Source organism: Telluria sp. ZB4P37, assembly GCF_059685855.1.
In genome coordinates this window covers 18,467-31,933 of the sequence record NZ_JCASID010000010.1, presented here as the reverse complement: position 1 = coordinate 31,933, position 13,467 = coordinate 18,467, and the positions used below count along the sequence as shown (strand labels likewise).

Sequence of the window (13,467 nt, the reverse complement as noted above, 5' to 3'; positions counted from 1 at the left end):
AGGCGCGGTGTCGCGCGCTAGCGGCTGGCTGGCAGCAGGTGCCGGAAAGTGGGCTCGATGTTCAGCGCATGCAGGTGGCGCACGATGTCTTCCAGGCCGGCATCCTTGAGCAGCAGGCCGTCGGGCAGCGTGCGCACCGGTTCCGCTGCGGGCGCCGGCGCCTGCACCGGCGCTTCCCCCTGTTTCATCGCTACCAGCGCATCGAAGAATTGGGCCTTGCCGATGCTGTCCAGACCCTCCAGGAAGGCAACCTGCGCCATGACCGGCGGCGCCATTTCCAGCCCCGCTTCCTCGGCGAACGAAGCGCCCATGCCGGGGTGGATGAAGGCCGCCCATTTGCCAGAGGCGGGATTCAGGCAGGGCGGTAGCGCGGCCTCGACCGCCACCTGCAAGTCCAGCTCGGGGAAATGGGCGTCGCGCAGCATCGCCACGAAGCGGCGCGCGTCGCCCAGCGGCACCGGATCAAGCAAGGAAAGCCAGAGCTGGTAACCGCTTGAGCCATTGATGCTCACAGCCGGCGACGGGAAGCCATAGGCCTCCTGCAGCCGGTTGGCCACCCCGCACAGGTTGTGCCAATGCTGCTCGGGATCTCCGCCGCGGACTTTGGGGAAGTCGATGACGATGGCGCGCGTCAGGTCATCAAGCGAGGCGAGTGGGATGCTGAGCGCATGCAGGCCCTGGAAATGTTGGGCCAGCGCCTCAGGCGACGCCAGCTCGGGCATCAGGTAAAGACGGTATAGTTGCGCGATCAGTTTTTCCATGGCGTCGTTCCAGTATCGTGAGGGCGCCATTCTGGCATGGGGGAAAATAATACGAGCGTTCTTTTACTTCAGGTATAGTTGAAAGATCGCCAGTACTACTTATAAGGAGATGGAAGAGACATGAGTGCCGACTACACCGTCCAGGGCAGCGTTGCCGTTATCAGCTTGAATAATCCGCCGGTCAACGGCCTCGGCCTGGCGACGCGCGCTGCCGCCGTCGAGGCCATGCGCCGGGCAGAAAGCGACCCCGCCATCAAGGCGATCGTGCTCACCGGCGCCGGCAAGGCCTTTTCGGGCGGCGCCGACATCCGCGAATTCAACTCGCCCAAGGCATTGACCGAGCCGACCCTGCACACCCTGATCCGCGTGGTCGAAGACTGCAGCAAGCCGGTGGTCGCGGCCATCCACAGCGTCGCCATGGGCGGCGGGCTGGAACTGGCCCTGGGCTGCAACTACCGCGTCGCGCTGCCGGGCGCCCAGATCGCGCTGCCGGAAGTGAAGCTGGGCTTGCTGCCCGGCGCCGGCGGCACCCAGCGCATGCCGCGCCTGGTCGGCCTGGAAATGGCGTTGCACATGGTGGTGTCGGGCACGCCGATCCTGTCGGAAAAACTGGCAGGCACGGCACTGTTCGACCAGGTCTTTCCGGCCGGGACCGACCTGCTCGCCGCGGCGATCGGCTTCGCCAACAAGGTCGCGGACCTGCGTCCGCTGCCGAAGGTGCGCGAGCGCAGCGTCGACTATCCGAACCACGAAGGCTTCATCGCCGCCTCGCGCGAATCGGTCAAGGCCCTGGCCGGCCCCTTCCCGGCGCCGATCGAATGCGTCGACACAGTCGCCGCCTCGATCACCATGCCGTTTGAAGACGGCCTGAAATTCGAGCGCGAGCGTTTCCTGCACCTGATGCAGACGCCCGAATCGAAAGCCCAGCGCCACGCCTTCATGGCCGAGCGCGCCGCCAGCAAGGTGCCGGACGTGCCATCCGACACGCCGGTGCGGACTATTGCGCGCGCCGCCGTGATCGGCGCCGGCACCATGGGCGGCGGCATCGCCATGAATTTCGCGAACGCCGGCATCCCGGTGACGATCCTCGAGACGAAGCAGGACGCCCTGGACAAGGGCCTGGCCACGATCCGCAAGAACTACGGGAACACGGTCAAGAAGGGCAAGCTGACCCAGGAAAACGCCGAGCAGCGCCTGGGGCTGATCACGGGCACGCTGGACCATGCCGGCATCGCCCAGGCCGACATCGTGATCGAAGCCGTGTTCGAGGACATGGGCGTGAAGGAATCGGTCTTCAAGCAGCTGGACGCGACCATGAAGCCGGGCGCGATCCTGGCCTCGAACACCTCGACGCTCGACCTGGACCGCATCGCGGCCTTCACGACACGCCCGCAGGACGTGATCGGCCTGCATTTCTTCAGCCCGGCCAACGTCATGAAGCTGCTGGAAATCGTGCGCGGCCAGCAGACCGGCAAGGACGTGCTGGCCACCGCGCTTGCGCTCTCGAAAAAGATCAGGAAGACCGGGGTGGTCTCGGGCGTGTGCGACGGCTTCATCGGCAACCGCATGCTGGAACAATACCTGCGCCAGGCTTACTTCCTGCTCGACGAAGGCGCGCTGCCGCAGCAGGTGGATGCCGCCATCGAAAAGTTTGGCTTCGCGATGGGACCGTTCCGCATGAGCGACCTGGCGGGCAATGACGTCGGCTGGTATATCCGCAAGCGCCGCGCGGTCGAATCGCCGCAGATCGCCTATTCGACAACCGCCGACCTGCTGTGCGAGCAGGGCCGCTTCGGGCAAAAGACCGGCGCCGGCTGGTACGACTACCAGGCGGGCGATCGCAAGGCTTATCCGTCGGCGCTGGTGAACGACATGATCGTGCAGCATTCGCAGGACCTTGGCCTGGCGCGCCGCGCGATTGACGATGCCGAGATCGTCGAGCGCCTGGTGTACGCCCTGGTAAATGAAGGCGCCAGGATCCTGGAAGAGGGCATCGCCTTGCGGGCATCGGACATCGACATGGTCTACCTGACCGGCTACGGCTTCCCGCTGCACCGCGGCGGCCCGATGTTCTATGCCGACGCGGTCGGCTTGCCGAAGGTGCTCGAGGCCGTGCGCAAGTACGCCGCAGGGCGCCATGGCGAGGCGTGGAAGCCGGCGCCGCTGCTCGGGCAGCGTGCGGCCGAGGGCAAGGGCTTCAACGGCTGATGCGCATTTGTAAGGTGGGCGGGTCTTCCCGCCCACGCGGTCGCATCATGGCGATGATGCCCTTGCGGCTGTGCGAATCCAGCCTATCACTGCTCGGGTAAGAAACTTGCCCACCCTACGGCTATCGGCAATCGATAAAAAAAGGGGAATGCGGCAATCCTGCCCGCATTCCCCTTTTTGCCGCCGGACTAATCGGCGGTTAGCAGACCTTAGTCAGCGGCGTAAATGTCGTTGTCCTTCGTCTCCCGGACGAACAGGCCGCCGATCACGACCGTGGCCAGCGCAATGATGATCGGGTACCACAGGCCGTAGTAGATGTCGCCCTTGAACGCCACCAGGGCGAAGGTGACGGTCGGCAGCATGCCGCCGAACCAGCCGTTACCGATGTGGTAGGGCAGGGACATCGAGGTGTAGCGGATGCGGGTCGGGAACATCTCGACCAGCATGGCCGCGATCGGGCCGTAAACCATGGTCACGTAGAGCACCAGGATGAACAGCAGCAGGACGACCATTGGCTTGTTGATCGCCGCGGTGTCGGCCTTCTCCGGGTAGCCCGCCGCCTTCAGTGCGCCGGTCACGTCCTTTTTATACGCGGTTTCCCTGGCTTTCGAGTCGGCGTCGAAATTCAGGTTATCCGGCGTCATGACCGCGTTGAACGATGGGAAGGCGGTTTCGCCGATCTTGATCGAGGCTACGGTGCCGGCAGGCGCTGCCTCGATGTTGTAGCTCACCGAGGCGGCAGTCAGCATGCGGGTGGCGATGTCGCACGAAGACGGGAATTTCTTGGTGCCGGTCGGGTCTACCTGGAAGTGGCAGGTTGCCGGGTCGGCCATGACCTTCACCGGAGCGGTCTGGATCGCGCGTTCCAGCGCCGGGTTGCCGTAGTGGGTGATGGCCTTGAAGATCGGGAAATAGGTCGCCGCGGCGATCAGGCAGCCGCCCAGGATGATCCACTTGCGGCCGATGCGGTCCGACAGCGAGCCGAAGAAGATGAAGAAAGGCGTGGCCAGGGCCAGCGAGATGGCGATCAGGATGTTGGCGAGCGGCTCGTCGATCTTCAGGGTCTTGGTCAGGAAGAACAGCGCATAGAACTGGCCGGTGTACCAGACCACCGCCTGGCCCATGGTCAGGCCTGCCAGCGCCAGGAAGGCGACCTTGGCGTTCTTCGGCTTCAGGAATGCCTCCGACAGCGGGGCTTTCGAGGTCCTGCCCTCGGCTTTCATCTTGGCGAAGGCAGGCGACTCGGCCATCGACATCCGGATCCAGACCGACACGCCCAGCAGGATCACCGAGAGCAGGAACGGAATGCGCCAGCCCCAGGCCTGGAACTCGTCTTCACCCATCGCGGTACGGGTGCCCAGGATCACCATCAGCGACAGGAACAGGCCGATCGTCGCGGTGGTCTGGATGTAGGAGGTGAACAGGCCGCGCTTGCCTTCAGGGGCATGCTCGGCCACGTAGGTGGCTGCGCCGCCGTATTCGCCGCCCAGGGCCAGGCCCTGCAGGATGCGCAGGCTCACCAGGATGATCGGCGCAGCGACGCCGATCGTCGCATGGCTCGGCAGCAGGCCGACCAGGAAGGTCGAGGCGCCCATGATCAGGATGGTGACCAGGAAGGTGTACTTGCGGCCGATCATGTCGCCGAGGCGGCCGAACACCAGCGCGCCGAAGGGGCGCACGATGAAGCCGGCGGCGAAGGCCATCAGGGCAAAGATGAAGGTGGTGGTTGGGTCGCCGATGAAGAACTGCTTGGCGATGATGGTGGCAAGCGAGCCGTACAGGTAGAAGTCGTACCACTCGAATACCGTGCCGAGCGAGGAAGCGAAAATCACTTTTTTCTCTTCCTTGGTCAGTCCCCTGGAGGAAGCTGCCGCTTTTCCTCCCGCGGTCATGCCGGGTGTAATTGCCATGGGTGTCTCCGTTTAGGTTTTAGTGTCGTCGGAAAGGCTGATGGTTTGTCAGCTTGAGCGGAGTGTGTGCCGGTATCCTTACACGGTGCTGTCTTCAAACTTACACGAAGCTTACCGATGAGCTACAGGGTAGGCGTCGCGCAGCGTGGCGATGCGGGTTTACGCCTGGGAAAAGCGTGGTGCAATGCGCAATATTTTCAGTCGTTCAGCTTGCGAACGACCGTACTTGATTATGCTATTCTCGTTTGGCCCAGACCCGGGCCCGGCAATCATGAAACAGGAGCAGGAATGATCAAGCATATCGTGATGTGGAAATTGAAGGACGAGGCAGAAGGCGCCGACCGCGCCGCCAATGCGCGCGAAATGAAGCGCCGTCTGGATGAATGCGCGAACATCGTGCCGGGAATGCTGACCTTCGAGGTCACGATCGCGCAGACGGGACTGGAAGCGACTTACGACATCGTGCTGTACTCGGAATTTACCGACCGCGCGGCGCTCGAGGCGTATGCGAACCACCCGACGCACAAGGCGCTGGTGCCGTTCATCGGGGCGATTCGCGAAGGGCGGCAGTGCATGGATTATGAGGTTTGAGCGGGCGGTAGTTGTAGGCTGGCAAAATTGGATCCCGGCCTTCGCCGGGAGTCATTCCTGCCAGTGGCGGGAATGACGGTTTTTACCCAATTTCCCATCCGAAGTACGCACCAGCAGAACCACAACAAAAACACACGGAGACAACGCCATGCGCACCACCCAGGAACTGTTCTCGTTAAAAAACAAAACCGCCATCGTCACCGGCGGCTCGCGCGGCCTCGGCCTGCAGATGGCAGAAGCGCTGGGCGAACAGGGCGCACGCGTGCTGGTGTCCTCGCGCAAGCAGGAAGAACTCGACGAAGCCGTGGCCCACTTGCAGGCGCGCGGGATCGACGCCTGCAGCATCGCGGCAGACCTGTCCGACGAAGCCCAGGCGCACGCCTTTGCGGTTCAAGCCATTGCCAAACTCGGCCACGTCGACATCCTGGTCAACAATGCCGGCGCCAGCTGGGGCGCCCCGGCGGAAGATTATCCGCTCGAAGCCTGGGACAAGGTGATGAACCTGAACGTGCGCAGTATTTTCCTGGTCACCCAGGCGGTCGCCAAACTGTCCATGATCCCGCGCGCTTACGGGCGTATCATCAGTATCTCGTCGATCGCCGGCCTGGCCGGCAACCCGCCGGGCACCATGCAGACCATCGCCTACAACACCTCAAAAGGCGCGGTCGTGAACTTCACGCGCGCGCTTGCCGGCGAATGGGGCCGCTACGGGATCACGGTGAATTCGATCGCGCCGGGCTTCTTCCCGTCGAAGATGACCAAGGGCGTGCTCGCGGCGTTCGGGGCCGAGAACCTGGCCAAGGACGCGCCGCTGAACCGCCTGGGCGACGACGAGGACCTGAAGGGCGCGGTGGTGCTGTTCGCTTCCGATGCGGGCAAGCATATCACCGGGCAGACGCTGGCGGTCGACGGCGGCGTCTCGGCGGTCTGACCACGAGCGGTGCATGGTCGCTTAACACGGGGAGAAGCAGCATGAAGGATTTTCGCGGCAAGGTCGCCGTCATCACCGGCGGCGCGAGCGGCCTCGGGCGCGAGTTCGCCAACACGGCCGCCGGCCTGGGCATGAAACTGGTGCTGGCAGACGTCCAGGCCAAGGCCCTCGAGCACGCTACCGAAGAGTTGCTGGCGCAGGGCGCCGAGGTGCTGTCGATGGTGTGCGACGTCAGCAAGGGCTCGCACGTGCAGGAGCTGGCCGATTCGGCCATCGCCCGCTTCGGCGCGGTGCACCTGGTCTTCAATAACGCCGGGGTCGGCGCCGGCGGCCTGATTTGGGAAAATTCGGTCGAAGACTGGGAATGGGTGCTGGGCGTGAACCTGTGGGGCGTGATCCATGGGGTGCGCGCGTTCACCCGCGTGATGCTCGAGTGCGCGCAGCGCGACGGCGACTACCAGGGGCATATCGTCAACACGGCCTCGATGGCAGGGCTGCTCACGCCGCCGGCGATGGGCGTCTACAACGTGTCCAAGCATGCCGTGGTGGCGCTCTCCGAGACCCTCTACCACGACCTGCAGCTGGTCGACGCGCCGATCAAGGCCTCGGTGCTATGCCCTTACTTCGTACCGACCGGGATCGCGCATTCCGAGCGTAACCGCCCGCATGAACTGGCCTGCCACCTGCACCGCACCGCCAGCCAGGCGGCTGCGCAGATGGTCACCGAAAAAGCGCTGGAATCGGGCAGGGTGACGGCGCAGGATGTCGCGCGGATCACCTTCGAGGCGATTCGCGACGGCCAGTTTTATATTTATTCGCACCCGCAGGCATTGGGGGCGGCGGCCGAGCGGTTCGACGCGATCGTGCAGGGGAAGACGCCGGCCGATCCGTACGCGGCGACGCCCCAGGTGCGGGAAATGTTAACGGCGGGGATCAAGGGACGACGTTGAACCGAGCCGGTCAAACCGGTTGGCACCTCCCCGTCGCCCCCGCGAAGGCGGGGCCCAATCTTGCGGGCGTCACATCAAAGCAAGCAAATTGCATCCCCGCCTGTGCGGGGAAGACATTCACGCGCTGGCAACGAAGGCGATGCACGTTGAAAGCGGGATGCGCGTTGACGGCGGGGACCGAGGGACGGCGTTGAGCGTCGCCCTGCTTACACCGCTTCCTGCCCCTCCGGCTGCACGACGCGCTCGTGCAGCTCCGGCTCCCCCTCCCGGTACAGCTTGACCACGGTCGAGGTGCGGGTGCCGTAACCCGGCGACTCGATGCACACCGGCGAGAGCATGCGCTCGACCTCGATCGGCATGCCGGTTTCCGGCAGGCGCAGGTCGGGCGCGCGGGTGGTATCGGCAAGCATCTCGAAATAGGCGTCTTCCGGCGCGCCCTGGCACAGCAGGCTGGCGAACTGCGCCTTGGTGCGCAGCACCTTGGGCCAGGGCGCGTCCAGCAGGCCGTTGGAGATGCCGTAGATGCGGCCCTGTTCGAGCGGCTTGCCGTTGCGCGGATCGTCTCCGCCCCGGTTCGAATACCAGTAGAGCGCGTCGCGGTCGCCCAGCACCAGGTTGTAGCCGTTATAGACGTCGCCGCGGGCGATGATCTGCTCCAGGTAGTCCTCGGCATCGAGCGAGCCGGCCAGGTATCCGGCCACCAGGTCGCCGCGCGTGGGCGCATTCTCGCGCCGTTCCCGCGGACCGCGAATATTGGTCAGGGCGGCGAATTTCGGGCCGTTCGGCCCGGTCGTCGTGATCCCCATCCAGCTGCCGCCGCCCTGCAAATCGCGCCCCGCGATCACGTGCGGGTGCTTTGGCCAGGGGGCGGCCGGGGTGGCCGGACGGTCGTAGAATTCATCGCGGTTGGCCGCGGCGATGACGGGCACGCCCGGCATCACGTGCCAGGCAAAAACGATCAGGCACATGGGGGCAAGTCCATAAAAATCTCGGACCGGCGCGGGCCCTGGATGTACATGTCGAGGCCGGCGTCGCGTGCGGCTGCTTCCACCACGCTGTCGAAGCCGTCGGGTGCGCCGGGATAGACTTCCATCCAGGTCTGCAAGCCGTCGCGGGTTTCCGGCCGATGCTTGAGCTGGCTTGCCGCACCGCCCGCCGCAAGCCGGACCTGCATGGCGCGCACGCGCGGCGCCAGGAGCGCGGCATCCATCACGCGCACCTTGTAATAGACGTACAGGTCGATCATCGCTAGATGTCGAGCGCGTCGAGGTGGTAGGGCATCTGCTCGAAACGCAGGGCCGGGCCGCCGGCCGCACCGATGCGCACGTCCTCGCCCAGCGCGCCAAGCTTCATCTCGACCAGCACATCCGCGCCGCCCAGGCCATTCGCGGCCGCGTTAACCACCATGCCGCAAGGCTGGCCCGGGTCGTCCATCGAATAGACTTCGTCGCCGGCGCGCGCCGCCGCGTTCTCGACCGTGGCCAGCGCCGTGCGGCGTTTCAGTTTGCCGAGATACTGGCTGCGCGCGACGATTTCCTGGCCAGGGTAGCAGCCTTTCTTGAAATTGACGCCGCCCAGCAGCTCGAGGTTGACCATCTGCGGGACGAACTGCTCCTGCGTGGCCGCGGTAATCTGGGGCACCCCGGCGTGGATCGCCGCGAGTTGCCAGGCCTGGTTGCCGCCCAGGGCGAGTCCGCCGGCGAGCACGGGCAGGGCGGACGTGGCCGCGTCTTCGTTTGCCAGCCAGACGTAACGCGGGGCGCCGAAGGCGTTGGCCAGGCGGATCACGGTGCCGAACGCGCCGTCGACCTTGCCGCCCGGTGCATCCGGCAGCATCGCGACGAAGCGGCCCAGGAGCGCTTCGGCCCTGGCGCCGCCCAGCCCGAGCACGGCTGCAAACCGGGGCTCGCCGGTGGCGTCGCGCAGCTTGGCCTTGGCGCGCAACACGAACATCGACAGGCGCTTTTGCAGCGGCGCCTGGATCGCGCGCGGCAGCTGCAGGTACACGGCCTCGCTATTGCGCCAGTACAGGAAGGTGGCCTGCAGGCGGCCCTTCGGGGTGCAATAGCCGGCCAGGCGGGCTTCGGATTGGCCGAGATGCTCGACGTCGTTGGTCAGCTGGTTGTGGAGGAAACTGGCGGCATCGAGGCCTTCCACGGCGATGATGCCGAGGTCGGTGACCGGGGCCACGAATCCTTCGGTCAGTTCGGCTACGGCCAGCGGGCGGCCGAAATCGTCAATACTCGTGGCATCGTCGACATGGAAACGGGCGCCGAGCGAGGCAAGTGTGTCTGTCCAGTTAGGCATAAATCCAGTTAGTATTAGCAATTAGGCTTTATCATTACGGGCTCATTATAAAGATGTCGGCAAAATCGCGCCGGAGGGGACGAACCCCCCGGCAGAAACCCAAACAAAAACACATGGCATTCATTAAAAAACTCCTGGTCACCGGCGCCATCGCTTCGGTGGCCGCGGCCGCCGGATTCTCGTGGTGGGCCAAGAGCCCCCTGACCACGAGTCCGCCGGTCATCGAATTCTCGATCAACCCGGGTAGCAGCGTGGGGGCAGCCGCCCAGCAGATGGCGAGCGCCGGCGTGCCGGTCAACCGCCACCTGTTCAACATCCTGGCGCGGATCACGGGCCAGGCCGGCAAGATCAAGGCCGGCAGCTACGAGCTCAAGCCGGACACCTCGCCACGGCGCCTGCTGTCCCAGCTGGTGCGCGGCGAATTCGCGCAGGAAGCCGTCACCATCATCGAAGGCTGGACCTTCCGCCAGATGCGCGCCGCCCTGGCTGCGCATGCGCGCCTGAAGCACGACACCGTCAAGCTGACCGACGAGGAGCTGATGGAAAAGATCTCCAAGGACTACACTTCGCCCGAAGGCCTGTTCTTCCCGGACACCTATTTGTTCGCCAAGGGCTCGTCGGAACTGGATATCTACAAAAAGTCGCACCAGGCCATGCTGAGCCACCTGAAGGCGGCATGGGAAGGACGCGACAAGAGCCTGCCGTACAAGAACCCCTACGAGGCGCTGGTGATGGCCTCGATCATCGAGAAGGAAACCGGGCAGAAGAGCGAGCGCACCATGATCGCCGGCGTGTTCGTCAACCGCCTGCGCACCGGCATGCTGCTGCAGACCGATCCGACCGTGATCTACGGCATGGGCGAGCGCTTCGCCGGCCAGATCCGCAAGAAGGACCTGGAAACCGATACCCCCTACAATACCTATACGCGCTCGGGCCTGCCGCCGACGCCGATTTCGCTGCCGGGCGTGCAGTCGCTGTCCGCGGCGCTGTCGCCGGCCAAGACCGAGGCCCTGTACTTTGTCTCGCGCGGCGACGGCACCAGCCAGTTCTCGGACAACCTGAACGACCATAACCGGGCCGTGAACCAGTATCAGCGGCGGATCAACCAATGACGCAAGGCGGTACTGAAAAAGGCAAATTCATCACTTTTGAGGGCATCGACGGCGCCGGCAAGTCGACCCATATCGGCTTCGTCGCCGAGTACCTGGACGCGCGCGGCAAGACCGTGGTCTCCTCGCGCGAGCCGGGCGGCACGCCGCTCGGTGAAAAGCTGCGCGAACTGCTGCTGCACCAGAAGATGCACCTGGAAACCGAGGCGCTGCTGATGTTCGCCAGCCGCCGCGAGCACGTGGCGCAGGTCATCGAACCCAACCTGGCCCAGGGCAACTGGGTGCTGTCGGACCGCTTCACCGACGCCAGCTTCGCCTACCAGAGCGGCGGGCGCGGCCTGGACCGCGCCAAGATGGAAGCGCTGGAAGCCTGGGTCCATCCCCACCTGCAGCCGGACCTGACCCTGCTGTTCGACGTGCCTCTAGAGGTGGCGCGGGAGCGGCTGGACGCCACCCGCACCCTCGACAAGTTCGAGCGCGAGCAGGCCGACTTCTTCCAGAAATGCCGTAACGAATACCTGCGCCGCGCGGCCCAGTTCCCTGGACGCATCGTGGTGGTCGATTCGACCGGGACGATCGGGGACATCCAACTGCGTCTGGCGGAAGTGTTGGAGAAATTGTTGTGAAGATTTATCCATGGCAGGGTGATGCCTGGACCCGCCTGCAGGCAATGCGCGCGCGCCTGCCGCACGCGATCCTGTTCCACGGCCCGGCGGGCGTGGGCAAGGCCGATTTCCTGGAAACCTTCGCGCAGTCGCTGCTGTGCGAGAACGTGCGCCCGGACGGCCACGCCTGCGAAGCCTGCGCGTCCTGCGGCTGGTTCGTCCAGAACAACCACCCGGATTACCGCCGCGTGCGGCCGGAAGCGCTGGAAGACGAACCGCCAGGCGAGAGCGAGGACGGGGCCGAGCCGGCCAGTAAATCGAAATCGGCCAAGGCTCCCTCGAAAGAAATCAAGATCGAGCAGATCCGCGCGCTGTCCGATTTCATGAACATTTCCACCCACCGCCAGGGCCTGCGCGTGGTGGTGTTGTACCCGGCAGAAAGCCTGAACATGCCGGCCTCGAACGCGCTGCTGAAAACCCTGGAAGAGCCGCCGCCGGGCACGGTCTTCCTGCTGGCCTCGAACAGCCTGGACCGCCTGCTGCCGACCATCCTGTCGCGCTGCCGCAAGTTTGCGCTGCCGATGCCCTCGCATGGGGAAGCGCTGGCCTGGCTGTCGGCGCAAGGGTTGCTTGAGGCGGACAGCTGGCTGCGCGAGCAGGGCGGGGCGCCGCTGGCGGCATTGAACGAAGCCGAAGGCGGCAGCCGCGACGACCTGGATGCGTTGCTGCAGTTCCTGGCCAACCCGGCGGTCGATGGGGCCCTGCGCGCCGCCGAGAAGCTGTCGAAGTCGCCGCTGGCGCAGTTGGTGGCCTGGCAGCAGCGCTGGCTCTACGACCTGATGTCGGTGAAACTCGCGGGCAAGGTCCGCTATTATCCGCGCTATGAGAAGCAACTTGCGGGCCTGGCCGGGCGGGTGCACACTGCCAACTTGAACCGTGCAATCAAGTCGGCCATTGAGCGCCGCGCGGTGGCCGACCATCCCTTGTCGGCAAAACTATTTGTCGAAGATATGTTGCTTGAGTACACTTCATGCTGCGCATGAAAGGATATCGATGACCGCCACGCCCCCAGAGCCGAACGCCCCGCAGGCACCGCGGCCGTCCGTGCTGTCGCTGGCGATCAAGGAAAAAGCGGCCTTGTATGCCGCCTACATGCCTTTCCTGAAACATGGCGGCATGTTCGTGCCGACCAACAAGCCCTACAAGATCGGCGACGAGATCTACCTGATCCTGTCGCTGATGGACGACCCCAACAGATACCCGATCGCCGGCAAGGTGGCCTGGATCACCCCGGCGGGCGCGAACAACAACAAGGCGCAGGGCATCGGCGTGCATTTCCCGGATGACGAAGCCGGCCAGCGCGCCAGGAGCCGCATCGAAGAGATCCTTGGCGCCGCGCTGCGCTCGGCACGCGCCACCCATACCCTGTAATTAACCTGCGCTAATCTTATTCAAGAGTGGATTAGCCGCGCTTATCTTTCATTGCCTTCCCTATGCCGTCCTACGTCCACCGCCTGGCCACCCGCGACGACCTGCCGCTCATCGTCGACATCTATAATTCCACCGTCGCCTCGCGCGAAGTCACGGCCGACACCGAACCGGTCACCGTGCAGTCGCGCGAGGCGTGGTTTGCCGACCATACGCCGGAACGCCGGCCGCTGTGGGTGATCCAGGCGGCCGACGACGGGCGCCCGCAGCCGGAAGTGCTGGGCTGGCTGTCCTATTCCAACTTCTACGGCCGCCCGGCGTATTCGGGCACGGCCGAGCTGTCGATCTATATCGCGGAAAGCGCACGCGGCAAGGGGATCGGACGTTATTGCCTGGAGCAGGCGATCGCCTTTGCGCCGAACGTGAACGTGCACACGCTGCTGGGCTTTATCTTTGGCCACAACGCGCCCAGTCTGGCTTTGTTCGGCAAGTATGGTTTTGAAAAGTGGGCGCATTTCCCGCGCGTGGCGAACCTGGATGGGATCGAGCGGGATTTGATCATCCTGGGCAAGCGGGTCGCATAGCGCTCTTTACCGTTACCACATGATCCGTCATCCCGGCGCAGGCCGGGGTTCCAGTTGGTGGCATCCCGCCCGCGGCTGCGCTG

The 13,467-nt window shown here is 64.8% G+C and carries 14 protein-coding genes; 9 read left to right on the top strand and 5 right to left on the bottom strand.

All coding sequences use genetic code 11. The annotated features are described in order from the left end of the window. Positions 1–17 precede the first annotated feature (17 nt). Complete coding sequence (locus AC56K1_RS15880) at positions 18–761, bottom strand: hypothetical protein (protein WP_497158768.1); 744 nt, start codon at positions 759–761, stop codon at positions 18–20. 120 nt (positions 762–881) lie between these two features. Here AC56K1_RS15880 and AC56K1_RS15875 point away from each other — a divergent pair, with 120 nt between their 5' ends. Further along, the gene (locus tag AC56K1_RS15875; protein WP_497158767.1) at positions 882–2,969 is read left to right on the top strand and encodes a 3-hydroxyacyl-CoA dehydrogenase NAD-binding domain-containing protein; all 2,088 of its coding nucleotides are present in this window, start codon (positions 882–884) and stop codon (positions 2,967–2,969) included. A gap of 209 nt (positions 2,970–3,178) precedes the next feature. Here AC56K1_RS15875 and AC56K1_RS15870 read toward each other — a convergent pair whose 3' ends face one another. After that, on the bottom strand, positions 3,179–4,879 hold the full coding sequence (locus tag AC56K1_RS15870; RefSeq protein ID WP_497158766.1) for an MFS transporter: 1,701 nt from the start codon (positions 4,877–4,879) through the stop codon (positions 3,179–3,181). Between the two features lie 288 nt (positions 4,880–5,167). Between AC56K1_RS15870 and AC56K1_RS15865 the strand changes: the two genes are divergently transcribed. The 3 genes from AC56K1_RS15865 to AC56K1_RS15855 all read left to right on the top strand — a co-directional run bounded on the left by AC56K1_RS15865 (position 5,168) and on the right by AC56K1_RS15855 (position 7,351). Next, positions 5,168–5,470: a Dabb family protein gene (locus AC56K1_RS15865; protein ID WP_497158765.1), complete on the top strand. Its 303-nt coding sequence runs from the start codon at positions 5,168–5,170 to the stop codon at positions 5,468–5,470. A gap of 148 nt (positions 5,471–5,618) precedes the next feature. Continuing rightward, entirely contained in the window at positions 5,619–6,401 is a 783-nt protein-coding gene (locus tag AC56K1_RS15860) for an SDR family oxidoreductase (RefSeq protein ID WP_497158764.1), read from the top strand. A 41-nt stretch (positions 6,402–6,442) separates the two neighbouring features. Further along, positions 6,443–7,351: an SDR family oxidoreductase gene (locus tag AC56K1_RS15855; RefSeq protein WP_497158763.1), complete on the top strand. Its 909-nt coding sequence runs from the start codon at positions 6,443–6,445 to the stop codon at positions 7,349–7,351. Between the two features lie 206 nt (positions 7,352–7,557). Here AC56K1_RS15855 and AC56K1_RS15850 read toward each other — a convergent pair whose 3' ends face one another. The 3 genes from AC56K1_RS15850 to ygfZ are packed head-to-tail and all read right to left on the bottom strand — an operon-like array spanning position 7,558 to position 9,658. Further along, positions 7,558–8,319: an NRDE family protein gene (locus AC56K1_RS15850; protein ID WP_497158762.1), complete on the bottom strand. Its 762-nt coding sequence runs from the start codon at positions 8,317–8,319 to the stop codon at positions 7,558–7,560. After that, complete coding sequence (locus AC56K1_RS15845; protein WP_497158761.1) at positions 8,310–8,597, bottom strand: DUF4936 family protein; 288 nt, start codon at positions 8,595–8,597, stop codon at positions 8,310–8,312. Before AC56K1_RS15845 ends, AC56K1_RS15850 begins: the two co-directional genes overlap by 10 nt. Positions 8,598–8,599: 2 nt before the next feature. Further along, the gene (ygfZ, locus tag AC56K1_RS15840) at positions 8,600–9,658 is read right to left on the bottom strand and encodes a CAF17-like 4Fe-4S cluster assembly/insertion protein YgfZ (RefSeq protein ID WP_497158760.1); all 1,059 of its coding nucleotides are present in this window, start codon (positions 9,656–9,658) and stop codon (positions 8,600–8,602) included. Between the two features lie 113 nt (positions 9,659–9,771). Between ygfZ and mltG the strand changes: the two genes are divergently transcribed. The 5 genes from mltG to AC56K1_RS15815 all read left to right on the top strand — a co-directional run bounded on the left by mltG (position 9,772) and on the right by AC56K1_RS15815 (position 13,384). Beyond that, complete coding sequence (gene mltG / locus AC56K1_RS15835) at positions 9,772–10,770, top strand: endolytic transglycosylase MltG (protein ID WP_497158759.1); 999 nt, start codon at positions 9,772–9,774, stop codon at positions 10,768–10,770. Next, the gene (tmk, locus tag AC56K1_RS15830; RefSeq protein WP_497158758.1) at positions 10,767–11,393 is read left to right on the top strand and encodes a dTMP kinase; all 627 of its coding nucleotides are present in this window, start codon (positions 10,767–10,769) and stop codon (positions 11,391–11,393) included. The genes mltG and tmk overlap by 4 nt, the downstream gene beginning before the upstream one ends. Further along, positions 11,390–12,415, top strand: a complete 1,026-nt coding sequence (locus tag AC56K1_RS15825; protein ID WP_497158757.1) for a DNA polymerase III subunit delta' — start codon at positions 11,390–11,392, stop codon at positions 12,413–12,415. The genes tmk and AC56K1_RS15825 overlap by 4 nt, the downstream gene beginning before the upstream one ends. 10 nt (positions 12,416–12,425) lie before the next feature. Then, the gene (locus tag AC56K1_RS15820; protein ID WP_497158756.1) at positions 12,426–12,803 is read left to right on the top strand and encodes a PilZ domain-containing protein; all 378 of its coding nucleotides are present in this window, start codon (positions 12,426–12,428) and stop codon (positions 12,801–12,803) included. A gap of 62 nt (positions 12,804–12,865) precedes the next feature. Continuing rightward, on the top strand, positions 12,866–13,384 hold the full coding sequence (locus tag AC56K1_RS15815; RefSeq protein WP_497158755.1) for a GNAT family N-acetyltransferase: 519 nt from the start codon (positions 12,866–12,868) through the stop codon (positions 13,382–13,384). The last annotated feature ends 83 nt before the right edge of the window (positions 13,385–13,467 follow it).